General features: G+C 45.5%; 23 protein-coding genes. 7 read left to right on the plus strand and 16 right to left on the minus strand.

The features are described from left to right. The first annotated feature begins 153 nt into the window (after positions 1-153). Entirely contained in the window at positions 154-588 is a 435-nt protein-coding gene (gene tnpA, locus ACXAFJ_RS00005) for an IS200/IS605 family transposase (RefSeq protein ID WP_475320563.1), read from the plus strand. Between the two features lie 249 nt (positions 589-837). Here the strand turns inward: tnpA and ACXAFJ_RS00010 are convergent, their stop codons facing one another. Beyond that, complete coding sequence (locus ACXAFJ_RS00010) at positions 838-2,097, minus strand: DUF1835 domain-containing protein (RefSeq protein ID WP_475320564.1); 1,260 nt, start codon at positions 2,095-2,097, stop codon at positions 838-840. A gap of 258 nt (positions 2,098-2,355) precedes the next feature. Here ACXAFJ_RS00010 and ACXAFJ_RS00015 point away from each other — a divergent pair, with 258 nt between their 5' ends. Then, positions 2,356-2,943 (plus strand): YjaG family protein, encoded by a 588-nt coding sequence (locus tag ACXAFJ_RS00015; protein WP_475320566.1) that lies wholly within the window; start codon positions 2,356-2,358, stop codon positions 2,941-2,943. Between the two features lie 30 nt (positions 2,944-2,973). On the opposite strand, the gene ACXAFJ_RS00020 is transcribed toward ACXAFJ_RS00015, so the two are convergent. After that, positions 2,974-4,062 carry a CNNM domain-containing protein gene (locus ACXAFJ_RS00020; RefSeq protein WP_475320567.1) on the minus strand — a complete coding sequence of 363 codons (1,089 nt, stop codon included), beginning with the start codon at positions 4,060-4,062 and terminating at the stop codon, positions 2,974-2,976. Positions 4,063-4,314: 252 nt separating this feature from the next. On the opposite strand from ACXAFJ_RS00020, the gene hupA reads away from it, so the two are divergent. Both hupA and ACXAFJ_RS00030 read left to right on the plus strand, forming a co-directional pair. Further along, positions 4,315-4,587 (plus strand): nucleoid-associated protein HU-alpha, encoded by a 273-nt coding sequence (gene hupA, locus ACXAFJ_RS00025; protein WP_475320568.1) that lies wholly within the window; start codon positions 4,315-4,317, stop codon positions 4,585-4,587. Between the two features lie 47 nt (positions 4,588-4,634). Further along, on the plus strand, positions 4,635-5,327 hold the full coding sequence (locus ACXAFJ_RS00030; protein WP_475320569.1) for a DUF1481 domain-containing protein: 693 nt from the start codon (positions 4,635-4,637) through the stop codon (positions 5,325-5,327). A gap of 113 nt (positions 5,328-5,440) precedes the next feature. On the opposite strand, the gene purD is transcribed toward ACXAFJ_RS00030, so the two are convergent. After that, positions 5,441-6,730, minus strand: a complete 1,290-nt coding sequence (gene purD / locus ACXAFJ_RS00035) for a phosphoribosylamine--glycine ligase (RefSeq protein ID WP_475320571.1) — start codon at positions 6,728-6,730, stop codon at positions 5,441-5,443. A 54-nt stretch (positions 6,731-6,784) separates the two neighbouring features. Further along, positions 6,785-8,377, minus strand: a complete 1,593-nt coding sequence (purH, locus tag ACXAFJ_RS00040) for a bifunctional phosphoribosylaminoimidazolecarboxamide formyltransferase/IMP cyclohydrolase (protein WP_475320572.1) — start codon at positions 8,375-8,377, stop codon at positions 6,785-6,787. Positions 8,378-8,619: 242 nt separating this feature from the next. On the opposite strand from purH, the gene zntR reads away from it, so the two are divergent. Continuing rightward, the gene (gene zntR / locus ACXAFJ_RS00045) at positions 8,620-9,027 is read left to right on the plus strand and encodes a Zn(2+)-responsive transcriptional regulator (RefSeq protein WP_475320574.1); all 408 of its coding nucleotides are present in this window, start codon (positions 8,620-8,622) and stop codon (positions 9,025-9,027) included. A gap of 14 nt (positions 9,028-9,041) precedes the next feature. Here zntR and ACXAFJ_RS00050 read toward each other — a convergent pair whose 3' ends face one another. Next, the gene (locus ACXAFJ_RS00050) at positions 9,042-10,190 is read right to left on the minus strand and encodes a fumarylacetoacetate hydrolase family protein (protein WP_475320576.1); all 1,149 of its coding nucleotides are present in this window, start codon (positions 10,188-10,190) and stop codon (positions 9,042-9,044) included. A 97-nt stretch (positions 10,191-10,287) separates the two neighbouring features. On the opposite strand from ACXAFJ_RS00050, the gene ACXAFJ_RS00055 reads away from it, so the two are divergent. Then, positions 10,288-10,962: a response regulator transcription factor gene (locus ACXAFJ_RS00055; RefSeq protein WP_475320578.1), complete on the plus strand. Its 675-nt coding sequence runs from the start codon at positions 10,288-10,290 to the stop codon at positions 10,960-10,962. Then, complete coding sequence (locus tag ACXAFJ_RS00060) at positions 10,959-12,158, plus strand: HAMP domain-containing sensor histidine kinase (protein ID WP_475320580.1); 1,200 nt, start codon at positions 10,959-10,961, stop codon at positions 12,156-12,158. The genes ACXAFJ_RS00055 and ACXAFJ_RS00060 overlap by 4 nt, the downstream gene beginning before the upstream one ends. Positions 12,159-12,361: 203 nt before the next feature. Here the strand turns inward: ACXAFJ_RS00060 and ACXAFJ_RS00065 are convergent, their stop codons facing one another. From ACXAFJ_RS00065 to ACXAFJ_RS00115, 11 genes are all read right to left on the minus strand, one after another. After that, entirely contained in the window at positions 12,362-13,549 is a 1,188-nt protein-coding gene (locus ACXAFJ_RS00065) for an outer membrane protein assembly factor BamB family protein (RefSeq protein WP_475320581.1), read from the minus strand. An 84-nt stretch (positions 13,550-13,633) separates the two neighbouring features. Next, positions 13,634-15,157 carry a winged helix-turn-helix domain-containing protein gene (locus tag ACXAFJ_RS00070; RefSeq protein WP_475320583.1) on the minus strand — a complete coding sequence of 508 codons (1,524 nt, stop codon included), beginning with the start codon at positions 15,155-15,157 and terminating at the stop codon, positions 13,634-13,636. A gap of 24 nt (positions 15,158-15,181) precedes the next feature. Further along, positions 15,182-15,478: a DNA-binding transcriptional regulator Fis gene (gene fis / locus ACXAFJ_RS00075; protein ID WP_000462885.1), complete on the minus strand. Its 297-nt coding sequence runs from the start codon at positions 15,476-15,478 to the stop codon at positions 15,182-15,184. Between the two features lie 24 nt (positions 15,479-15,502). Next, positions 15,503-16,471 (minus strand): tRNA dihydrouridine synthase DusB, encoded by a 969-nt coding sequence (gene dusB / locus ACXAFJ_RS00080; protein ID WP_475320584.1) that lies wholly within the window; start codon positions 16,469-16,471, stop codon positions 15,503-15,505. Positions 16,472-16,610: 139 nt separating this feature from the next. After that, the gene (gene prmA / locus ACXAFJ_RS00085) at positions 16,611-17,498 is read right to left on the minus strand and encodes a 50S ribosomal protein L11 methyltransferase (protein WP_475320586.1); all 888 of its coding nucleotides are present in this window, start codon (positions 17,496-17,498) and stop codon (positions 16,611-16,613) included. A gap of 108 nt (positions 17,499-17,606) precedes the next feature. Continuing rightward, on the minus strand, positions 17,607-18,950 hold the full coding sequence (accC, locus tag ACXAFJ_RS00090) for an acetyl-CoA carboxylase biotin carboxylase subunit (protein WP_475320587.1): 1,344 nt from the start codon (positions 18,948-18,950) through the stop codon (positions 17,607-17,609). A 14-nt stretch (positions 18,951-18,964) separates the two neighbouring features. After that, on the minus strand, positions 18,965-19,441 hold the full coding sequence (gene accB / locus ACXAFJ_RS00095) for an acetyl-CoA carboxylase biotin carboxyl carrier protein (protein WP_475320588.1): 477 nt from the start codon (positions 19,439-19,441) through the stop codon (positions 18,965-18,967). 59 nt (positions 19,442-19,500) lie between these two features. Next, positions 19,501-19,953: a type II 3-dehydroquinate dehydratase gene (gene aroQ, locus ACXAFJ_RS00100; RefSeq protein ID WP_475320590.1), complete on the minus strand. Its 453-nt coding sequence runs from the start codon at positions 19,951-19,953 to the stop codon at positions 19,501-19,503. A gap of 338 nt (positions 19,954-20,291) precedes the next feature. Continuing rightward, the gene (gene acs / locus ACXAFJ_RS00105) at positions 20,292-22,241 is read right to left on the minus strand and encodes an acetate--CoA ligase (RefSeq protein WP_475320591.1); all 1,950 of its coding nucleotides are present in this window, start codon (positions 22,239-22,241) and stop codon (positions 20,292-20,294) included. 206 nt (positions 22,242-22,447) lie between these two features. Continuing rightward, positions 22,448-23,080, minus strand: coding sequence for a 3'-5' exonuclease (locus tag ACXAFJ_RS00110; RefSeq protein WP_475320592.1), 633 nt, complete (start codon positions 23,078-23,080; stop codon positions 22,448-22,450). A 12-nt stretch (positions 23,081-23,092) separates the two neighbouring features. Then, positions 23,093-24,919 (minus strand): DUF294 nucleotidyltransferase-like domain-containing protein, encoded by a 1,827-nt coding sequence (locus ACXAFJ_RS00115; RefSeq protein ID WP_475320594.1) that lies wholly within the window; start codon positions 24,917-24,919, stop codon positions 23,093-23,095. Positions 24,920-24,993: the final 74 nt, after the last annotated feature.

A 24,993-nucleotide genomic window follows, 5' to 3' on the forward strand; every position in this document is an offset into this window, starting at 1 on the left:
TCCAGACCTCAGCAGAAATGCTGAGGTCTTTTTGTTTTCAGCCCTAAACCACCTACTTCAGTAGGTGGTTATCATTCACTTGGGCTTTGCCTATAGTTCTACCCATGTTAAATGCTCCCTTGATTTTTAGCGAAGTCAAAGAGGACAAATAACATGAGTAGATATAATCAAGCTTCCCACGTATTTTGGAGATGTCAATATCACATAGTGTGGACACCAAAATACCGATTTAGGATCTTGAAGAATAATGTAGGTAAAGAAGTTTATCGGTGTATAAATGTTTACTGTAATCAACTTGGATGTGAAGTTGTTGAGCTGAACGTCCAAATTGACCACGTGCACTTAGTCGTAAAGGTTCCACCTAAGCTATCAATATCCAAGTTGATGGGCGTATTGAAAGGCAAAATAGCCTTAAAGCTTTTCAGTAAGTTTCCATATTTGAGGAAAAATAAGCTTTGGGGTAACCACTTTTGGCAAAGGGGCTATTTTGTCGATAGCGTAGGAATTAATGAAGAAATAATTCGACGTTATGTAACACATCAGGAGAAGAAAGAGCGCGTGGAACAGCAACAATTAGCGCTGGACTAAACAAAGGCCCCCTTTTAGGGGGCTCACACAAAGCCACCTTCTTTAGAAGGTGGTAATTTACATGTGCAGTATTATTTTGGTCTTGGACCAACGACTCCCGGTTGCCCGCAAACCTGGCCGACCCGCCACCTATTAAGAAACCCAGTCGTTTGACTGGGTTTTGTTGTTTTAGAGAGATTCTATTTGTCCTGATGACAAATAGTGAAGCTGTAGTATCTGCTACAAGGATCGGCGAGCTCTTATCAAACTCTATGAACTACTTACTAGCTCTACAGTATCGAGGTTTTTATGATCCCAAGCCCAATAATGATGAGAAGTGTTCTCTATGCCGCCAACCCAATATTCGTCAAAGTTGGTAAAGTACCTACGTTGGTTGTCACGCAGCTTTAACTTCAAGTTTGGCCAATGTGTTTCATCATTGGATTCTATTTCTATCAAAGCATGTTCACCGACGGTTAATGGCTTGATTAACGCCCAGAACATGAGGTCTCCCAAGAAAACCAAAGGTTCCTTTTCCTGGTAGCGGCTAAAAAGCTCTTTAAATGATATGAACGAATTGCAGCTACCAAGCACTTCTATAGCTATCGCTTGAGTTAAGCTCAAACCATGTTGGCTGCTAGGGAGCTCTTGTAGATGTCTGAAAAGTGCTGCTTTTAGGTTTGGGAAGTCACCAAAGGAGCTCGAGTTATAGCATTTGATCAGGTCATTTGGTGTTGGAGAACAAAATGCCTTCCACAGCTGTTTAGCCTGGTTAATTTGTTCAATTGATACTTCCTTTCGACTTGACCAAAGTAGACGAAGTGCCTCAGGTGGCAGTTGCCCTAAACCTTTAAACTTTGTGTTACCTGGATATTGATTAGTTTCAATGACTGAAATCTTGTCTAGATTATGAAAAGACAACAAGCTTAAAACGCGAATAAGCATTAGTTGGTCATAGCTATCATGCTCTACCCAAATTACTACTCTTTTGTATTTTGCATCAATTAGTTGATTTGCGTTTTTTTGCGTTGTTTCAATAAGCTGTTCGATACTTTGGTTTGATTCAGGAAGTTCAGTTAACAAGTGTTTATGTACATACAAAGCTCTTAGCTGAGTTAGCCTGTCTTCATCATGAACCAATGGCCCAATGCAATAGGGTTCAATAAAAGGTAAAAAGTCACCGCTAAAACCTGCCTTATTCAATGTATTCTGAATGTCGTGACCGCAACGGACATGCAGAGTCGTTAAATCAGAATCTAGAATAGGATTAAGACCCTCTATTTCAGTTCGGCTTTGTTCTAGGCTTGCACAATGCAGTTTGAGAGCATTCCAACTTCTCACGTTATAGCTTCTTGCCATTGCAAGTTGAACATCTGACAGTTTGATTTGTTCAGGGTTAATTTCTGATTTGGGGTGATATTGCTTGAACCAGTTTTGGTCAGAGTCGTTCTGTCCACTTCGTAAAGATTTAAGAATGGACTTCGAGCGTTTTTTAAGGTGTTCTAGGTTGGGTTTGAATTGATTATTCATTTCACCATCTCACTTTTTCTGCACTCGCTAATCAGAAGAGAAGGTAAACGTATTGTTAATAGTCAATTGACTGTATTCGATGAGCATGGCTCTTTCCGCGAGTAGGTGGCGTTCGAAACGCACTCGCTGGACTATACAACGGCTAGTAATTTTTTAAAACCCTTAATTAGCGCACTCCTTTCGCTGGAGTCGATATTTGGTTTGTTATCTATAGGGTTTCGTTTACACTTCATGCAGACTTTTTAGTGAGCAAAACCCATGTTGCAAAACCCAATTCAATTAAGATTAGAAAAGCTCGAACAGTGGCAAAAGATCACCTTTATGGCTTGCTTATGTGAGCGTATGTACCCCAACTATGCGGTGTTTTGCCAGCATACGGAATTTGCAGAACCGCGCCAATACCGCGAAATTTTAGACTGTATTTGGGAGCTGCTAACCGTAAAAAATGCAAAAATTAATCTGGAACGGCAGCTGGAGAAGTTGGAAGAGTTGATACCGAGTAGTGAAGACTATGAATTGTATGGAGTTCATCCAGCCATTGATGCCGGTGTCGCGTTATCGTCGTTACTTCACGGGTTATTGGACCGAGATTACCTCGATCAAGAAGTGCAAAAGATCAGCCAACAATCTGTACTTACCGTCGCTGACTTAGAGTCAATTCAGTCAGAGGTCGAGATCGATAATAGCAACCAAAAGCAGTTTGAATCTGTTTGCGAGGAATGGGATGTTCAGTGGGCGATTTTCAGAGCGCTTAAAGCAGCGGAAGATCGTGATATTGAACTGATTAAAGATCTGCGGGCTGAGCTGCGCGAATCCAATGTGAGCAATATTGGTATCAGTATCTAATAGAAAAGGAGCTTCAAGCTCCTTTTTCTTTTATTCAGAACGCTGATCGGATTTTAACGTGTCAGTGTCTTCATCCTTGTTTTCTATCACTCTGCCGCTTTCTTTCCACTGTTCCCAGCGCTGTGTAGCAAGCGCTTGCATCGAGGTGTTTTTGTCCGCTTCATCGACGATTTCTTGGCCCAGTAGGTACTCGAACATATCCTCAAGTGTCACTATGCCTTGCATCGTTCCGTATTCGTCGACAATCATAGCTATATGAAGCTTCAGAGCTACCATTTGGTCGAAAACAGTAGGAACCGTGTTATTGTTTAGAAATACGTGCAATGGACGCATCACTGCTCCGATTTGTTTATCACCGCTTTCACTTTGATTGTGTTTGAATAATTCTAGGCGGTGCACAAAACCAAGAATGTTATCTTTGTTCTGGCTATACACTAGTGGCCTTGAGAACTGGGTATCGTGGTGCTGTTGTAAAAAATCTGACACTGTCATCTCTGCATCGATTCGAAATACCACGGGTCTCGGTGTCATCAACTTAGTAATGGGCACGTCTTGTGCACCCAGCAGATTCGCCAAAATATTCGATTCACCCAAAGCAAACTCACCACTGTCTTTGGCCAAAATAGCCATAGCTGACAGTTCATCACGCATCTTAGGTTGTTCTTGTCCGCGTGCGAGACGCTTTGTAATTTGCTCTGAGCACCATACAAAAGGTCTAAGGCCCCATACCATCCACTTTAATACCGTCGATGTCATTGGTGCTAAGGCGCGCCAGTAGGTCGCTCCAATCGTTTTAGGGACGATCTCGGAAAGTAGCAATATCCCCAAAGTCAGTACCCCGGAAAATACACCCAACCATTCACTTCCAAATACCACGGCGGCCTGAGCACCTGCACTTGCCGCACCAATGGTGTGGGCGATGGTATTAAGGGTCAAAATCGATGCTAATGGGCGGTCGATATCATTTTTTAGGCGAGCGATACGCTTAGCGGCTGGATGTCCATTTTGTTTGAGTTGGGCAATATAGCTTGGGGTAATACTGAGAAGAACCGCTTCTAGTACAGAGCAAATGAATGAGACACCGATTGCAATAGCAACGTAAAACGAGAGCAGTAACATGAGTGACCTTGTGGCGTATTATTGACAAGTAAATGACAGACTATTTCGACGTATTTACGTCTATTAAATCGGGTTAGAGCCATTACAAATCAAGGCTGATAGGGCTTAGTCTAGTAACAAATTGTGAGTTAAGACCCAGAATACGTCTAAAAGGCGAGCATTAGCGCCAAAGAACAGCGACAAACCTTTGCCAGACGAGCCTTTTATGCTTAGAGTGAGTCGAATTCAATAACCTACGAGAAGGGAAACCTAATGAACAAGACCCAATTAATCGACTTTATCGCTGAAAAAGCAGACCTTTCTAAAGCTCAAGCTAAAGCAGCACTTGAAGCTACGCTAGGTGGTGTGACTGAAGCGCTAAAAGACGGTGACCAAGTTCAGCTAATTGGTTTTGGTACGTTCAAAGTAAATCATCGTGCAGCTCGCACAGGCCGTAACCCTAAGACTGGCGCTGAAATCCAAATTGCAGCGGCTAACGTTCCAGCATTCGTTTCTGGCAAAGCGCTAAAAGACGCAGTCAAATAATCTATACTACGCCAAGGTGACCTCATCTTGGCGTAGCTTGACTTACCATGAAAAAAACACTTCTCCTCCCCGGTTTAATTTTACTCCTGACCGGCTGTTCTTCTTCATCGAATGATGCTTTCCAAAATCTAAAACTACGCTCTGGTGGTCAGAGTATGGGCGACGCAACCAGTTTTTATTGGATGACAGAAAGAGTCTCTGATCCGATTGCTGTGGCTGACCATGTAAATTTGGGCGACTACGGTTGGTACAAAACTGATTATCGCTGGGAAGATAGGTTAGTAAGAGAGCTTATTCGTGAGGGTGAACAACAGCTAGAAGACGGTAGTTTAGTTCCGTATCGAATACACCTTAGATTTAATGGTACAGGCGAAGCTATTTATCAGCAGTACCGATTTGATGGCAAAGTTAAACCCATACACACTGATGAAATCATCAAGCTGCAAAGAGAAGCACAGAACGTTGTGGTGACGTCTCGTGAGCAAAGCAGAAAAGGGCTAAGCCTAATACAGGGCTATTGGGATGGTTCTGAGTTTGAATCGTGTTCAGGTCGAACCTACCGCACGTTGGATTTTAATCAGTCTTTACCTTCGTTTGTCATCGATAGGCTGGCGTCAGAAGAGTCTTACTTGGCCTTTATTGGAGAAACGTCGAGATTTACTGCGACGATAGGCCAATTATTGGTTTTGGCTGATGATAACTATGCATGTATTAACGAACCTCGTTTTCTAGAGGACTAGTTTCTCGATAGATTGAAACTCTCGGTTTTTGCCAAGGTGGCAAATTAAGGCAAAATAAAAGCGCTCATTGTTGAGCGCTTTATTAGTTTTGCATACTGAAAAGGGATGCTGGGTTACTTATTTTGCTCGCGGGCAATAGCGCGGTAGCCAATATCCGAGCGATAGAATACGCCATCCCATTGGATAGTTTTCGCTAGTTCGTAAGCGCGCTGTTGAGCTTCTGATACGGTGTTACCCAGTGCGGTTGCACAAAGAACTCGACCACCGTTAGTCACTACATAACCGTCTTTTTCAGCGGTACCCGCGTGGAAGACTTTCTGGCCAGCCGTCTCTTGCGAAGACAGGCCTGAAATAACGTCACCTTTATTGTACGAAGCTGGGTAGCCACCTGCAGCGAGAACCACACCAATAGACGCGCGTTCATCCCATTTCGATTCAACCTGATCCAGCTTTTTCTCTAATGCCGCTTGGCATAGTTCAACTAGGTCTGACTGCATACGCATCATGATAGGCTGAGTTTCTGGATCACCAAATCGACAGTTGTATTCGATAACTTTTGGCGTGCCGTCAGCATCGATCATTAGGCCCGCGTATAGGAAACCAGTGTATGGGTGGCCTTCTGCTGCCATGCCTTTAACGGTTGGGAAGATAACTTCGTCCATAATGCGGTTATGGATCTCTGGCGTCACGACTGGAGCAGGAGAGTACGCACCCATACCACCAGTGTTTGGACCCGTGTCTTTGTCGCCAACGCGTTTGTGGTCTTGGCTAGTTGCCATCGGTAAGACATTTTCGCCATCAACCATAACGATGAAGCTCGCTTCTTCACCTTCGAGGAACTCTTCGATAACCACGCGGCTACCCGCTTCACCAAAGGCATTTCCCGCAAGCATATCTTTAATCGCATCTTCCGCTTCTTCTAACGTCATCGCTACGATGACACCTTTACCTGCGGCTAGACCATCAGCCTTAACCACAATAGGAGCACCCTGTTCGCGAACGTAAGCAATCGCTGGTTCAATCTCGGTAAAGTTTGCGTAAGCGGCAGTCGGAATTTGGTGACGAGCAAGGAAGTCTTTAGTGAAAGCTTTCGAGCCTTCTAGCTGCGCCGCGCCTTGAGTTGGACCAAATACGGCCAGACCTTCTGCTTGGAATGCATCGACAACACCAATGACCAGTGGCGCTTCAGGGCCAACAATTGTCAATTCAATAGCATTCTCTTTTGCAAAAGACACTAAGCCTTGACTGTCTTCAACGTCAATCTGGACGTTTTCCATTTTTGTTTCAAGAGCCGTACCCGCATTGCCTGGTGCGACAAAGACTTTAGAAACTGTCGGGTTTTGAGCGACTTTCCATCCAAGAGCGTGCTCACGACCACCAGAACCTATGATTAGAACTTGCATGTAAAATATCCTTAAATCATTAAAAAAGCGCGCTAATGCGCGCTTGAGAGCTAATTAGTGACGGAAGTGGCGCATACCTGTGAAGATCATAGCCATGCCGTGTTCGTCTGCGGCGGCGATGACCTCGTCATCACGCATTGAACCACCCGGTTGGATAACACACTTGATACCTGCTTCAGCGGCGGCATCAATACCGTCGCGGAATGGGAAGAATGCATCAGACGCCATCACGCTGCCTGCTACTTCTAGGTTTTCGTCAGCTGCCTTGATACCGGCGATTTTCGCTGAGTAAACTCGGCTCATCTGTCCTGCACCAACACCGATTGTCATGTCGCCTTTGGCGTACACAATGGCATTCGATTTAACGTACTTAGCAACTTTCCAGCAGAATAGCGCATCTTTTAGCTCTTCTTCTGTTGGTTGACGCTTAGAAACCACTTTAAGATCGTCAAGACCAACCATACCTTGGTCACGATCTTGAACTAGCAAACCACCGTTCACGCGCTTAACATCGAACTCAGTTGTCTTGGTTGTCCACTGACCACATTCCAATAGGCGAACGTTTTTCTTCGCTGCAACCACTTCAGCCGCTTGTGCTGAAACGCTTGGTGCGATGATCACTTCAACAAACTGGCGCTCAACAATGGCACTTGCTGTTTCCGCGTCTAACTCTTGGTTAAATGCAATGATGCCGCCAAATGCAGACGTTGGGTCTGTTTGGTAAGCGCGGTTGTAAGCTTCCAGAATATCTTTGCCTAGCGCAACGCCACATGGGTTAGCGTGTTTGACGATAACACATGCTGGCTCAGCAAATTCTTTCACGCACTCAAGTGCGGCATCGGTATCTGCGATGTTGTTGTATGACAACGCTTTACCTTGAAGCTGTTTGGCAGTAGCAACAGAGGCTTCTTCAGGTTGTGCTTCAACATAAAACGCCGCGTCTTGGTGGCTGTTCTCGCCGTAACGCATATCTTGTTTTTTGATGAACTGCTGATTGAAAGTACGTGGGAATTTAGATTCCGCGTCACCTTCTTTGTTCTCACCATAAGAAGGCACTTTAGTGCCAAAGTAGTTAGCGATCATGCCGTCGTATGACGCAGTATGTTCAAACGCTGCAATCGCAAGGTCAAAACGAGTTTCAAGTGTTAAAGACTTTTCGTTAGCATCCATTTCAGCGATAACGCGATCGTAATCGTGCGCGTTTACCACAATGGTCACATCTTTGTGGTTTTTCGCTGCAGAACGAACCATAGTTGGTCCACCGATATCGATGTTTTCTACCGCATCCTCAAGTGTACAGTCTGCTTTAGCAACTGTTGCTGCGAATGGGTACAGGTTTACCACAACCATATCGATTGGGTTAATTCCGTGTTGTTCCATCACGCCATCGTCTTGGCCGCGACGACCCAGCACACCGCCGTGTACTTTAGGGTGAAGTGTTTTAACACGACCGTCCATCATTTCAGGGAAGCCTGTGTAATCAGATACTTCAGTAACCGCAATACCTTGCTCTGCAAGCAGGCGAGCAGTACCACCAGTAGAAAGGATATCAACACCGCGCTGGGCAAGTGCTTGTGCAAACTCTACAATACCAGTCTTATCTGATACGCTAATGAGTGCACGACGAATTGGACGAGCGTTGTTCATGCTTCGTGTTTCCTCGATAACTAACAAAAAAGAGGCCAACTTGGTGTACAATCACCCCAGTTGGCGTGTCTTTGCGAATACGTTTGCTTCCGAAATTAGGAGGCAGTCTTCAATGGCGCGTATTCTAACCAAATTAATCCGAAATTGCTCGCGCAATCGTTTGGCATCTCAAAATTAATAGCTAATTGCTTCTATTTTCGAGTTTTGTCGAGTGTGAAAACTGACTCAAATAAGAGTGAATCATGTTTCAAATTGGTGAATTGGCTCAGCGCTGTGGTGTATCTGTCGATACGCTGCGGTTTTACGAAAAAAACGGCTTGTTGACGCCGGCTAATCGCACCCAAAGCGGTTATCGACAGTATGACGATAATAACCAAAAGCAGGTTGAGTTTATCTTGCGCAGTAAGCAATTGGGCTTAAGTTTGGATGACATTCGTGAGTTACTGCATATTCGAATTGATTCCAACGAATACAGTTGTGCCGAAGTCAAAGAAATCACCAGCAGTAAACTGCTGGTGATTGACCAAAAGATTGCTGAGTTAAATGAAATTCGAGCGGCGCTCAAAACACTAAATGATGCCTGCTGTGGTCACAATGATGACACTGCCAGCCACTGTTCGATTTTGGCGGCGTTGGACGCAAAGTCTTAGTGCCGGTTGGCTTTTTAGTTTTTAGCTAAATTGCTTTCACTACCTACCATCTCAATAGAGATTTTGCCTAAATAAGTCCCGGTCATGTGAACCGTATCGCCTGGCTGTAGGTAAGACTTAGACTCTAATCCTTCACGTATTTGTTCTTCAAGAATGTAGTTTATCGGACCTGACTCCACAAACGAAAAAGTAGCGAGCCACTTCAGCGCCTTTTGAATAATGTATCCGGTCGTTGGCGCGTTATAGATAACACCTTCTGCCGTACCTGTGATTAGCGCTTGGTCGGCCTTAATTGCGTTGTCAGTAATCAAAGGAACATCCTTTCCGGCGTCTTTCCATGCCTTGTTGTTGCCCACTTCCAGTACCCATTCTACTAGCTCAGTTGGGTTCATAATCATTTCATTAGTCACTGCATCTTGTTTTTGCTCACCGTTTATATAGGTAGCAATGTTGATGTCAGAAACGAAGGACTGCCAATCTTTCGGAACCACCATGTAAGGACCGGTGGGAAATCGGTCGTCGCCACTTTTGGCATCAGTAAAGCCATGCCCGGAAGCGACGTCATCAACATTTAGGTTTCTAAGCAACGCGGTGCGGTCTGACATATCGCCACAGATAAATACGCCCGCATAATAGTTGTTGAGGTCGTCGATTTGGGAAACATCATCAGACCAACGAATGCAAAGCTCGACTTCGTAGTCAATTAAATAGTCATCTTTTGTGACTACCTGAGATACAGCTGGTGTTGGCTGACTGTATTTGGGGAATAAAAAAACTTCATCGATATTGGCCTCTTCTCCATGCTCTGGATAGTTGGTTCCGGCGGCGATGTGCTGATTACCAAGACCACCTGCAGGTAGAAGCTGCTCATACGAATACCATTCGTAACTGTCTTGCTGCGCCAGCTTTTGCAATTGTTCGTAGCCAAAATCTTTGACGAACACCATTGGATCTTTTGGATATAAATCATAGGATTGGCTGATATTGATCGCCTTCAGCTGGTTGTCCGTATCTTCGGTAACTAAAAGAGTCTCAACCTGACCGCTTTGGTTTTCTACTTGAGAGAAGGTCAGGGCGATGTCGAGAGGTGCAATTTCACTTGCTACTGCATTGATTGACATTGTAGCGATAGCGAGTGTTGATAGTTTGGTGCAAAGCTTCATTTGAAAGTCCTCATTAATTGTTTAACGAGGCCAAGATTAGCGAGTGCAATGTCACAGCTTCGTCACAACCAGCCATAAAAAGTAGTAAGGGGAAAAAATGCGAGTTCTCGTCGTAGACGATAATCGAGATGCAGTTGCTAATATCAGTGAATATTTGGAGTTGAAGGGACACGAGATTGATGTCGCTTATCACGGTGACGCCGCACTGACTTTATTGGACAGCTTTTCGTTCGATGCCATCGTGCTCGATGTCATGATGCCCTACAAAGATGGCTTACAAACCTGTCAGGCGATCCGCTCTTCCATTCATGCTGATACACCCATTATTTTTGTCACCGCGCGGGATTCCCTAGAGGATAAGTTAGCTGGATTTGCGGCTGGTGGCGATGATTACATTGTTAAACCTTTTGAGTTAGCGGAGTTGAATGCGCGTCTTGAAGTTATGTATGCACGCTCAGTCGGGACGCGCAGCAGTCAAATCAGTTTTTCAGGCGTTAAGCTGGATTCAACCAATCAACAAGTCTGGATTGAAGGACATGAAATCAGTCTGGATCCAACCCAGTTCAAAATTCTCAAAATATTGTTAAATAGTGCTCCCAACCTTGTGCAACAGACCGATTTGGCGCATCAACTGTGGCAGGATGAATTGGTTGAGACCAGCAGCTTGCGGACACATATTTATCGATTGAGAAAGTTATTGCCGGACGGATTACTGGTGACAGTCAGAGGCAAAGGCTACCGATTGCATGATGTTCAAGGTATTGAACAATGAAAAAGTGGGTTAGGGTTTGGCGGTCAAGTGTTCGAGCGCAGGTATTCTCCTCCTTAGCTTGCTTGATGGTTTTGTCTTCAGTGGCCGTGGTATTTATGAGTTGGTCTGCCACTGAGCTAGCTGCAGATGCGTTTATTAATCAGCGTTTTAAACAGCATGTAAATGAAAGTGTTGAGCAAGCTCTAACACAGGGACAATCACCTCAAAAGACTTCTGACTTTCTTTATCACTATTCTGATCAGCAAGGCGGACTGCCGGCTTTTGTCTCCAAGATCCCGCTTAATGAGACTGTTGAATTCGAACGTTTTGATGTTCATGTCATCAAACAAGCCTCGCCTTTGTCAGACGGTTTTTGGTATTGGCTGTATTACCCAAGTAAAGACCCGATGCTGGTGGACTACGGCGAAGACATCTTTGACTACGTCATTTACATGGGGCTGTTTCTTTGTGTAATTGGATTAAGTGTCGCGGTGTGGTTAACGCGCAGAATTACCCAGCCGATAACTGAGTTGCAACGAGCAGTCGCTTCCACCAAACCTGGTCAACAATTACAGGTTGCCGAAAGGTATGACGAACTGGGTCAGTTAACTAATAGCTTTCAGGCTAGCCTCGATAGAACCGATGATTTTCTTTCTCGTGAGCGCGAATTTAGCCGATTTGCCAGCCATGAATTAAGAACACCGGTCAACGTAATACAAGGGGCTCTTGAGTTACTAAATCTCATCGTTAACGATGAAAAAAGCAACCGAGTGATATCACGTATTGAGCGCTCCAATCAACAAATGGAGCAGTTGGTTTCCACCTTCTTAGAATTAGTAAGAGAAGAGGGCTCAGGCAGCACACAACCACAAAAACCACTACCGGATTTGGTGCGAGATTCGCTTTCGGATTTCGAACCGTTACCAGACAGTTTTAAAATCACTTTTCTTCCCGAACTCAGCGAGCTTACCTGTTCCAGTTATTCTGCAGGAATTGTAATAACCAACCTGCTGCGAAATGCACTGAGCTACCACAGCAGTATTATCGACGTGGAAGTGCAATCTCATCGGCTTTTGATCAGTAATGATATATCAGGTTCCCATTCCGGTGGCTATGGGCACGGTAATCACATCATCCAACGTATTTGTGATAGCCAAGGTTGGATGTATAAGTTTCAAAAACAAGCCGGACAATACCAAGTCGTCGTTTACTTTTAGCGACCTAAATTATTGGGTGATATGTCCAAAATGTTCTTTGTAAAAGAACTGAACTCAAACGGGTATCTGAAGAAATGAACTTGATAGCTGAAAGTACCGCGCGTAATGCCAAAGAGCTCACGGATATTTCGAGTGAAGTCCAAATCGCGTTGCAGGAGCTACAAAAGGTATAACTCCTGCCCTCATCGTGGTTCAGCTAGCCATTACTCAGCGTTTGGCTGGCTGAGCAATTGTGATAGCTTGATAGCGCTGACTTTGCCGCTGATATCCGGTATCAGTAAGTGACCTTGATACATCGAAGGTTGGCCAAATACTCCTCCCGTTATATAGCTAGGATTTTCAGCTGGTTGATACTCGCCTATTGATTTACCTAAGGTGTTGAGCACATGAAAGCCGGGTTTGGTCGCTTGCCAGTACTCTCTGGCGCCTATCGAGCCGACAAAAACCATTTGGTCAGAGACATAAGGTTTACCCCAAGACCAGCCACTGGTGGGGTGGCTCCATACAAGCTGCCCATTTTTGGCAGAGATCTTAAATATCCGATGTGCATCTGAACTACCAATGTAGAAATGAGCGCCATCGCCAGCAATGCTGGCACTCGAATCAACCCAGGAGCCTCCGGGTAAAGTGAAGGTCCAGTTGACGTTACCCGTGATCCGATCCAATCCGTACAAAACGGTATCTCTTGCGCCAATAACTACGGTATTACTCATCACCAGTGGATCCGAAGTAATGGCGGCATCGGCTTTGTGTCGCCACACGATTTTTCCGTTTTGGGGATCAATGGCGTAGGTGTTGCCTTCTAAGTCGGAGGTGAAAAGTAAGGCTTGGTCATAGGCTGGCGTAGAGCGGCTTGCTGCTAGGAGTTTGGTTTTCCAAACTATTTCACCAGTGGTGACATCAAGCGCGTGGAAATCGGCGTTGGCCGTTCCTACAAAAACACGCTCTCCGACAACGATTGGCGAAGATTTGGCGTAATCAAATGCCCAAGGTGCTTTGTATTGTGGCAAAATTCGAGAGTAGTCTTGGTCACCTAGTGAGTGGGTCCAAATGGGTTGTCCTGAAACTTGGTCGAGCGCGTATAAAACGCCATCGTCCGACGAGAAAAAGACTAGGTTGTTATAAAAACTCGCTTCTCCTCTAATTCTTCCGCCGGTTTGAAAGGTCCAAGCAAACTGTTTAGTACTTAAATCTAGAGCGTAAAACTGGCCCGAATCGTCCCCAAAAAAAGCGTAATCACCATTAATCTTGATCGAACTCCACAGTTCGCCATGGGTATTGATTTGCCAGCGAACTTGCTGCTCAGCCAAACTCACTTGGCAAAATGTCGACAGTGAAAGCCAAAGAGTGATATGGATAAGCCATGGGATGGTTTTTGATTTCAGAAGCATTAGACCGACCTCGTGTAGATGAAATAACACTCGGCATGATGATTGAAGGTGTGTTTGAAGTCCTGAAACCGTCTTAAATTGGTCTTAATTATTCTTAAATTTATGATTGTTAAGGTTTAACTTTGACAGCAAAGCCTGAAACCTCGGTTCGTTATGGAGCACGGCGTATTTGGGGTCGACGGCCAGCCACAGCAGTTCAAGTTGTTTGATCTGCTCGGCTTGTTCTAGCCAATTCAGTGCATCAGAGAATTCGCCGGCTGAAATCGCGTAACGCGCTAGCGAAAGTGGCGGTTGATATTGACCAATGTTGTATTGAAACGGGTCCTGATAGGCCAGCCAATGGTAGATGGTTTTTAAGCCTTTCAGTGACGCTTGTTGGCGAAGTTCGGCCAATGTCTTTTTAGGGTAACCTGCCATTTTCATTACTTTGAGTAGTTCCTGAATCGCAACAGAATCGTTACCAGCAATTTCAGCGACAGCTTGTTTGGACACGTGATATTGAAAGCTACCTGTCGCAACTTCGGCGATTTTATCCAGCTCACGCTGAGCTTGGTCCAACTGTAGCGCCATAGCATACACCCAAACCACACTCTCTGATGAATACCCTTGTGGGTAGAGATTGATGTAGTGATTCACGTGCTGCAACGCCGCTACAAAGTCACCGAGAGCCAATAAAAACTGACTGTATTCAAAGTGCCCTAAAGCGTTACCTAGAGCCTTAAGATAGTGATGATTGGCTTTCTCGAAATCTGCGACAACAAAGAAATAGTATTGGCCAAGCAACCTTTGTGTATCGACATTACTGCTGTCTAGCTGCTCGGCTTTTTTTAGCCAAGAAAACACGTCTTGTTGATTGGGTACTTTTCTAATTCTGTTGACGAATATAGGTTGAAGCTTAATGGCGGCCAGCTTGCTATAAGGTAAGTCAAAATCGGGGTGATTAGTAATTAACGATCGATACAGACTAATCGCTTGCTGCTTTTGTACTTGGTTACCGGATGCCAGAAAGTTGGCTTTTTGGTACTGATCTAATATGGGTTTGGCTGGAATTGTGACCAGCTTTTTATCATTGCTCTGCAAACCAACCAGCAATAACGAAAGAAGAGCGACAATAAAAACAGCAACCCAGTGGCCTTTTTTGCCGAGCAATTTTTGGGGGGTATTGGATTGTGGTGCTTTATTGACGGTAGCGATGAACTGATAACCTTTACCGTTGATAGTCTTGATGTAGCGAGGGGATTTTGCCTTATCCTCGAGTGCTTTTCTTAATCCGTTGACCGCCACATAAAGACTGTCATCACTTACCACTCGGTCTTGCCAAACCACGTCTAGTAAATAGTCTTTGCTAAGGACTTCGCCGGGCTGGTTTAAAAAAGCGTTGAGAAGCAACCATTGATGGTGTTCGAGCTGTGAGCGCACTCCACCTTTAGATAAGGAGCTATCTAACGGGTTCACTAACCACTGACCGACTAACCAATGTGTTACTTTTGTCATCTTGAAGGAAAAGTTGAAAGGCAGGGCAACAGTGTAAAAAGTTATTAAGGTCTTGGTGCTGGTGGCGATCAAAGAAATAGAAATGAAAAAAGCGCCAACAGGCGCTTTTTTCATTTTGGTTAAACCAATCGCGATGGATTAGTTCATGCCGTATTTTTTTAGCTTCTTGCGAAGTGTACCACGGTTGATACCCATCATAGTTGCTGCGCGAGTTTGGTTACCACGAGTGTACTGCATGATGGTGTCTAGTAGAGGTTGTTCAACTTCAGCAAGAACTAATTCGTATAGTTCAGTGACTTCTTGGCCATTTAATTGCGCAAGATAGTTTTTAAGAGACGCTTTAACAGAGTCGCGTAGTGGCTTCTGTGTGATCTGATCCTGTGAGGTCACGGTTGTTACTGTTAATGCTTCTGAAGTCAGATTTTGTTCGAACATATTCGGTCTAGCTCTTCTCTTAAATTATGATGCAACGTTATCAAAATAACCTTGTAACGCCTCAAGCTGTAGCTCGGCTACATCAATAGCGTTAAAGGTACGGCGAAACTCTGATGCATGTTCGTCTTCTTTAAGGTACCAACCGACGTGTTTACGAGCGATACGAGTACCAGGCAGCTCTCCGTAAAAAGAGTGCAGAGCGCGAACGTGCCCCAGCATGATGTCTTTCACTTCCTCTACAGGCAGTGGATCCATCATGGTGCCGTTTTCCAAATAGTGTCGGATTTCTTGAAAAATCCACGGGCGTCCTTGGGCGGGACGTCCAATCATCAAAGCGTCAGCACCGGTATATTCCAGTACCTGTTTGGCTTTTTCCGGGCTATCGATATCACCGTTAGCGATCACCGGAATGTTAACAGCCTGTTTTGCCGCTTTGATGCTGTCGTATTCTGCCTGACCTTTGTACATACACGCTTTTGTTCTGCCATGCAGCGCTAAGGCTTGTATGCCGCAGTCTTCGGCTAGCTTAGCGATTTGAACACAGTTTTTATTTTCTGGGTTCCAACCGGTGCGAGTTTTTAGCGTTACTGGTACATCCACCGCGTTAACCACGGCTTTAAGAATCTCTTCAATGAGGTCTGGATATTGCAACAGCGCTGAGCCCGCAAGCTTCTTGTTGACCTTCTTCGCTGGGCAACCCATGTTGATGTCGACGATTTGCGCGCCGTTCTCAACCGAGTATTGAGCTGCCTCGGCCATTATCTGTGGATCTGAACCCGCTATCTGTACTGAACGAATGCCCGATTCGCCTTTGTGTACCATGCGCTGCTTAGACTTTGACGTCTCGCGTAATCTAGGGTTGGATGACATCATTTCACTGACAGCCATTCCCGCGCCATAGCGCAAACACAACTCTCTAAAGGGCCTATCTGTCACTCCAGCCATAGGAGCCACAATCAGGTTATTGTTAAGTTGATAGTTTCCTATTTTCAAAACGTCGTTACAGTAATGAACCAGCAAGGGCGCGCATTTTACGCATTTTTTTACTGCGTGAAAAGACCAATATTTGAGCATTTACAAATTGTTTTATCAATTTGTATAGGATTCAAACAATTAGTCGCGCAATCCCTTGTTATACTTGCTTTTGGCCAGAAATTCGGCACCACTCATTGAGCTCGATAATCGCCTCGAGTGCAAACTCAGATTTGTAATAAGATGCAACATCTTCAGCTTGAGTGTCGAGCACGCCTGACATGGCGAGTTTTCCAGTGGGTTTCACCAGACCTGAAATGATAGGTGAAAGATCGCGTAGTGGTCCGGCGAGTATATTGGCTACCACAACATCCGCGATTAGCCCTTCTGGTTGATCTTCTGGAAGGTAAACTTCGAGTTGGTCAGCCACACCATTTCGTTCAGCATTGTCGCGAGAAGCTTGTAAAGCTTGCGGATCGATATCAATGCCAATCACTTTTTCCGCGCCGAGCTTGATTGCCGCGATGGCTAAGATGCCAGAGCCACAGCCAAAATCGATCACGGTTTTTCCCGTTAGATCTAATCCGTCCAACCACTTTAGGCAGAGTGCTGTGGTTGGGTGGGTTCCGGTACCAAAAGCCAGACCGGGATCGAGCATCACGTTGACCGCATCTGGATCTGGAATATCGCGCCAACTCGGGCACACCCACAAACGTTCGCCAAACTGCATTGGGTGGAAGTTTTCCATCCACTCCCGTTCCCAATCTTTATCTTCTAGCTGCTCTACTTTGTAAGCGAAGTCTTGAGCAACTAACTGGCTGGCTTGAATTTGTTCAATGACCCACTTTGTTTCCGCTTCAGCGTCATAAAGCGCAAGAATATCGGTATCTCCCCATAAGCGGGTTTCACCCGGTAGCGGTTCAAACACCGGTGTGTCTTTGGCATCGAGAAAGGTAACGGACAGCGCTTCCGTTTCTTCCATAAGCATGTCGCCTATGGCTTCCGCATTCTCATTGGTTGCATTCAGTTTGATTTGAATCCAAGGCATGATGATTACTCTTAAATAAGGTTTGCGCGAAGTTTAGCAGATGACAGCTTTGAACACCTGCAAATAAAAATGCCCACCTAGGTGGGCATTGGTTAAGCAACTTTTCGCCTATTGAAGACCGAGTTTCTTCTCAAGGTAGTGGATATTGGCACCACCGTGTTGGAAGTTCTCGTCATTCATGATCTCAAGTTGAAGAGGTACGTTAGTTTTAATCCCTTCGACAATCATTTCACTTAGCGCGTTTTTCATGCGTGCAATGGCTACATCGCGGTTCTCACCGTAAGTGATCAGCTTACCAATCATTGAATCGTAATGAGGTGGTACTGAGTAGCCAGTGTAGATATGAGATTCCCAACGAACACCCATACCGCCTGGTGCGTGGAAGCGTTCAATCTTACCCGGTGATGGTAGGAACTTCTCTGGATCTTCAGCATTAATACGACACTCAATCGCATGACCACGCAATTTAATGTCATCTTGAGTGAACGACAGTGGTTGACCAGCTGCAACGCGAAGCTGTTCTTTGATAAGGTCAACGCCAGTAACCATTTCAGTCACTGGGTGCTCTACCTGAATACGAGTGTTCATTTCAATGAAGTAGAACTCACCGTTTTCATATAAGAACTCAAAAGTACCTGCACCGCGGTAACCGATTTCTAGACAAGCGCGAGTACAGCGTTCACCGATGTATTTGCGCATTTCTTCTGTGATACCCGGAGCCGGAGCTTCTTCAACTACTTTTTGGTGACGTCGCTGCATTGAACAGTCGCGCTCGCCTAGGTGAATTGCACCACCTTGACCATCAGCGATAACTTGAACTTCAACGTGACGTGGGTTTTCAAGGAATTTTTCCATGTAAACCATGTCGTTGTTAAAGGCTGCTTTCGCTTCTGCACGTGTCATCGCAATGGCTTCAACTAGCTCTTGCTCGCTACGAACCACACGCATACCACGACCACCGCCGCCGCCAGAGGCTTTGATGATGACCGGGTAACCAATGCGTTTAGCGTGCGCTTTGTTTTTCACTTCGTCATCATCAAGCGGGCCATCTGAGCCCGGTACACAAGGTACACCAGCTTTTTTCATCGCCGTGATAGCGGAAACCTTGTCACCCATCATGCGAATTGTGTCCGCTTTAGGGCCAACAAAGATAAAGCCACTTTGCTCAACTTGTTCCGCAAAATCGGCGTTTTCTGAAAGGAAACCGTAACCCGGGTGAATCGCAACCGCTCCGGTTACTTCTGCCGCTGAGATGATGCGTGGAATATTTAGGTAACTATCGATACCACGAGCTGGACCAATACACATGGTTTCATCAGCAAGTAGTACGTGTTTTAAGTCGCGATCAGCCGTTGAGTGAACCGCAACGGTCTTGATTCCCAACTCTTTACAAGCGCGGAGAATTCGCAGAGCGATTTCGCCACGGTTGGCAATGACAATTTTATCTAACATAACATCAGCCTCTGTTATTCGATTACGAATAGTGGCTGGTCAAATTCAACTGGTAGGCCGTCTTCTACAAGAATTGCTACTACTGTACCTGACTTATCCGCTTCGATTTGGTTCATCATTTTCATGGCTTCAACAATACAAAGTGTTTCACCAGCCGTCACTGATTGGCCAACTTCAACAAATGGTTTTGCATCTGGGCTTGAAGCGCGGTAAAAGGTACCAACCATTGGAGAAAGTACTTGGTGACCAGCTGGTGCTGCAGGAGCTGAAGCTTCTTGAGCTGGAGCCGCTGGAGTCGCTGGAGCCGCAGCAGCAGGAGCTGCTACTGGTGCTGGAGCTGGAGCAGCAGCGTATTGTACAGGAGCTGGAGCAACAGTAGCAGCGCTATTACGGCTGATGCGCACCGACTCTTCACCTTCAGAGATTTCTAGTTCAGCAATGCCAGACTCTTCAACCAGTTCGATCAATTTTTTAATTTTGCGGATGTCCATGATATTTCTCTTGCTCTAATTTTGAATAATGACAGCCGTAGCTGTGTAATGTCTGCGTGTTATTTGGTGTTTTTTAGTTGCTCGACAGCGGCGAGCAACGCAAATGTGTATCCCTGAGCACCAAAACCACAAATCACGCCTTTCGCTTTATCAGAAAGGTAAGAGTGATGACGGAACGGTTCTCGGGCATGCACATTGGAAAGGTGTACTTCGACAAATGGTATATCAACGCCCAATAAAGCATCGCGCAACGCGACACTGGTGTGGGTAAACGCCGCTGGGTTAATAATGATGAAATCGATATTGCCATGTGCATTGTGAATGGCTTCGATCAGTTCGTATTCCCGATTGGATTGTAGATGAGTCAACGTGACATCTAATCGATCCGCTTGGTGCTGAAGATCGTCCACAATCTGTGTGAGCGTTTGTGCACCATAATGATCTGGTTCTCTAAGTCCCAGTAGATTTAGATTTGGGCCATTTAGAACTAGTATGCGGTAATTTGTCGTCATTGTGTTGCCATCTTCCTTTATCGTGAGACGATAACTTATTTTACAAGATTATTAACAAATCAAGGCTAGTTTTGCCACTTGATTACGACCATTTTAAGAAATTGACCCAGATTATAGCCAATTCGTGACAATTAGCAGCATTTTACTGGTCTAATCTCCGACGTATATCCATCTTAATTGCCCTATGTCGTTGTAAAAATGTGAATCTAGTGGGTTTGCTAAAACATTAGTCGCTTTTTTTAATGTGACAAGACAGTTTCTCGGGTAGTTCCCCGACGATCATAAAAAAAGCCGCTCAAATGAGCGGCTTCATCTTCTAAACTGTGGTTAGTGATGCACTAGACCAATTCAGCTTTCTCAGCAATGAGCTTATCAACCACACTTGGATCAGCAAGTGTCGAAGTATCACCAAGGTTGCTAGTATCACCAGCGGCAATCTTACGAAGGATACGACGCATGATTTTGCCGGAACGAGTTTTTGGTAATGCATCGGTCCAGTGAAGTACATCTGGCGTTGCGATTGGGCCAATCTCTTTACGTACCCAAGCTTTCACTTCTTTGTGCAGTTCAGCACTTGGGATCTCTCCGTCATTCAGAGTGATGTAGGCGTAGATAGCTTGACCTTTGATGTCATGAGGAATACCTACAATAGCTGCTTCCGCTATTTTGTCGTGTGCAACAAGTGCAGATTCAATTTCAGCGGTACCCATACGGTGACCAGACACGTTTAATACGTCATCAACACGTCCGGTAATCCAGTAGTAACCGTCTTCGTCACGACGCGCGCCATCACCTGTGAAGTACATGCCTTTAAAGGTAGAGAAGTAAGTTTGCTCAAATCGCTCATGATCGCCGTAAACAGTACGCATTTGACCAGGCCAAGAATCTAGAATTACCAAGTTACCTTCGGTCGCGCCGTCAACAATATTACCCACGTTATCGACAAGTGCTGGTTGAACACCAAAGAACGGACGAGTTGCCGAACCCGGCTTTAATTCGGTCGCACCTGGCAGAGGAGTAATCAAGATACCGCCAGTTTCGGTTTGCCACCAGGTATCGACAATTGGAGATTGCTCATTACCTATGGTCTTGTAATACCATTCCCACGCTTCAGGGTTAATTGGCTCACCAACTGAACCCATGATACGCAGGCTATCACGAGTTGTACCGGCAACCGCTTCATCGCCTTTCGCCATTAAGGCACGAATTGCTGTTGGCGCTGTGTATAGAATGTTAACCTGGTGTTTGTCGACCACTTCACTCATACGACTGGTGCTTGGGTAGTTAGGCACACCTTCGAACAAGATGGTTTTAGCACCGTTGGAAAGTGGTCCGTAAATGAGGTAAGTGTGACCAGTAATCCAACCTACGTCGGCGGTGCACCAGAAGGTTTCCCCTTCTTGGTAGTCAAAGACGTACTTGAAGGTCATGGTAGCGTAAACTAAGTAACCACCTGTGGTGTGTAATACGCCTTTTGGTTTGCCTGTTGAACCAGAGGTGTAAAGGATAAACAGTGGATCTTCCGCACTCATTTCTTCTGGTGGGCAATCTTCAGAGGCATTCTCTGTTGCTTCGTGCCACCAAACGTCGCGGTTGTCATGCCAAGCAATATCACCACCAGTACGTTTTAGTACTAATACGCTGCTGATTGTAGAAACTTCTGGATTTGCCAGTGCTTCATCAACATTTTTCTTAAGCGGTACAGCGCGTCCACCACGCACACCTTCGTCTGCTGTGATAACAACTTTGGCGTCAGAATCGATAATACGACCAGCAAGTGCTTCTGGAGAGAAACCACCAAATACGACAGTGTGAACTGCACCGATACGAGTACAAGCAAGCATAGCAACGGCAGCTTCCGGTACCATCGGCATGTAAAGACAAACCACGTCGCCTTTTTTCACACCTTGTGCTTTTAATGCATTTGAAAACTTACAGACTTCTTTATGAAGCTCGTTAAACGTCAGTGTTTTGTCGTCTTCTGGGTTATCGCCTTCCCAGATGATGGCAACATCATCACCACGCTCTGCCAAGTGACGGTCAATACAGTTTGCAGAGACGTTTAGCGTGCCATCTTCGAACCAGCGAATGTCAACATGGCCCGTGTCGAAAGAGGTGCTTTTTACTTTGCTGAACGGCTTGATCCAATCAACAATCTTTCCGTGTTCAGACCAGAAGCCTTCTGGGTTGGAAACCGATTGTTGGTACATGTTTAGGTAAGTGTCATTATCCGCATGTGTCTTTGCTTTGATATTTTCTTTGACCGGATAAACGTGGGCTTCACTCATTGCTTCTCTCCTTGTGAATTCAGCAAGTGTCCTTGGGCGCCAACTGGGCGCTGGAGTTCAGATTGCTATAACTGTCGTGTACCAACCGTAAATCCACAATTAGACTTTAGGATTAAGCTTTGCGAATCAGCGTTGTTTTAGCGACTTATCGCGTAAAGTGAGACACTGATCTAGGTTCTGTAGCAGGTTATTGAAGTCGAATTGGACTATCGCGAGTAGGGGAAACTCAAGCTTGGCAAATCCCCCTTGGTTAATCGAACGTACACCAGTGCCGCAGAAATAGCGTCTTGCAACGCATCGTGTTTGTCTTGTAGGGGCAAATCAAGGTGGCGACAAATCGCATCTAAACTGAGATCAAAGTAGGCGTTGGGCAAATGCTTTTCGAGTTTGTCGTGATAAATCTGGCTCACTTCGATCAGCGAATTTGGTAAAGGGAAGCCGAGGTGCTTTCGGCATGCGTTGTCGAGAATTTGTTTGTCGTAGCGAATGTGGTAACCAACTAATGGCCGATTACCAATAAAGTCGAGCAGTTGGATAATGGCCTGTTTTTCTTCGACACCATCGACCAGATCTTGGTGACGGATTCGGTGAATTTTGACCGAACCTGAATCCAAAGACTGCGGTGCCAACAAACGCACTTCAAAGGGGGCGCTGGTAATGATCCGGTTATCAACAATCTTAGTCGCGGCGATGGTGACTAGTTCTGCTCGATTGGGATCTAAGCTGGTAGTTTCGCAATCCAGTGACACAAATTCAGAGTGAGTTTGAGGTTGGAATAGGTGTTGATAAGGCGAGCCCTTCAACTTGTAGTACCAATATTTACGTCGAAACCAATTCATCACTACCTGCCGTTAATCGCGAATCTGATAGTGATAGCCGAGGAACTGTTTGAACTTTTTAACAACGTGAAAACTGTGTCTGAGTAAATCTCGTTCGGTGCGATCGAGTAATTTCACATCGATTCGATTGTGGCTGTGCTGGCTGGCAAGCTGCTGAGCCAGTCTGATTTTCAGAAACAGTTTTAATGACTCGGTCAGGTTATCCGCGGTTTCTGGCTCCAATATTTTTTTGTTAAACAGGGCTTCGATGCGATCGAAGGTATTGGTTTCTCGAATGTTGTATTCAAGGGCCAATGCACGGATTCCATGCACAATCGGGAAAAGCCCACCACGTTTTATGTCCAGGCCTTCTTTACTGGATTTCACGTTACCAAACAAAGTGAGTGGAATGGAAAACTGCAGAGCGGGCTTGGTGAACTCTTGCAACACCAGCATCTTGTTAGTGAGTTTGGTGTGTAAGTGGTCCTTTACTGGCTCTAACAGCGAAGTATTACCCGCGACGGCATGGGCGTCACTCATAATCGCCAAATCCATAACATTGTCGGGCTGACACTTTTCAATCCAAGTATCGAGAGTCTGTTTCCACTGTGCTTGCGTTTTGACCCATTTTTCATTGCTGACCATGACATTACCGGGACAAAGCGGATAGCCCAGTTGCTGAAGCGTGTGAGTGAGCTGCTCCATCACTGGTTGGCACTGATGCCATTCGAGTCCATCTTTGATGATCAACGCGTTGTCTTGGTCGGTTTTCAGAATCTGTTCACCTCGACCTTCCGAGCCAAGCACTATCAGGCAGCAATGGTCATGAAGCGCTGGTGGCACCACTAATTCAAACGCCTTTTCAATGATTTGCTCATTGACCGCCGAAATGAGCTGCATAACAAAACGAGTACGCACGCCTCGCTTAAGAAGGCTATCGACCAGTTGTCGCTGTTTATTGGAGGCCAATGCCAGTTCTTCGATGCTACTGGCGCGAGAAATACTCAGCGTCAATACATGGGAGTGTGTGGAAAACGCACTCAGAATTTGCGTCATGTCCAACATGCCAACCGCTTCTTTGCCGTCGACCACCATAAGACGCTTCATACGGTTGCGAGTCATGGTAATCATCGCGTTAAACAAGAAATCATCTTGGTCTACATGACAGACGGGGAATGTCGCTATATCACCCACGGCGCAATCCAGCGGTTTGCCCTCCAACATAACGGAATGCAGCATGTTAGTTCGGGTAACAATTCCGTACGGTAATTCGTTGGGGGATTGTTGAATCAGTGGGTGGGAATCGGGGTAGTGGACCAAAGCGGCATCCAAGCCCGAAGATTTCAGCTGCTGAGTAACTTCGTGAAGCGGCTGTTCTGGATTCAAAAACATAGGCGGGTGGAAGATATCGCTATCCACTTTGGTAAGAATAAATTCAGCAATATTTTGTTGTTGTTGCGCTGCCTCAATCAGTTGTTGTCGTCTGGCGAGGTTATTATCAAAGTAGGCGGCAAATTGGCCATTTTCGTTATACAGGCTGAGAAAAACGTCTTTGGGGAGCAAGTAACAAAGGGTATCTTCTAAGGTAACGTAATCGTGTTTACTGCTGCCATCAATCAGGGCACGAATATCGAACAAGTCATCATTGGCATAGTGAGCAAAAATTTCCTGTTGATCACTGGCGCGCTCTTCAACCGCTCCTTTGATGATAATGTGCAGAAACTTGCCTTCGGACTCTGCTTTAACGATACATTCTCGTTGACGAAAGTAAGCGACGTCTAACGCTCCACGAAGCAAAGTTTGCTGCGGAGGACTGAGCCTATCAAAAGGCGCACTTTGCATATTGAACTTGTCTGGCATGGCGACGTCGTGCTTCAGTAGTTAACTCATTCTAGTGTGGCAAATTTATCCATGACATCCAGACGACTTTGGTC

The sequence above is a fragment of the Vibrio sp. ABH4_348 genome, assembly GCF_056159765.1.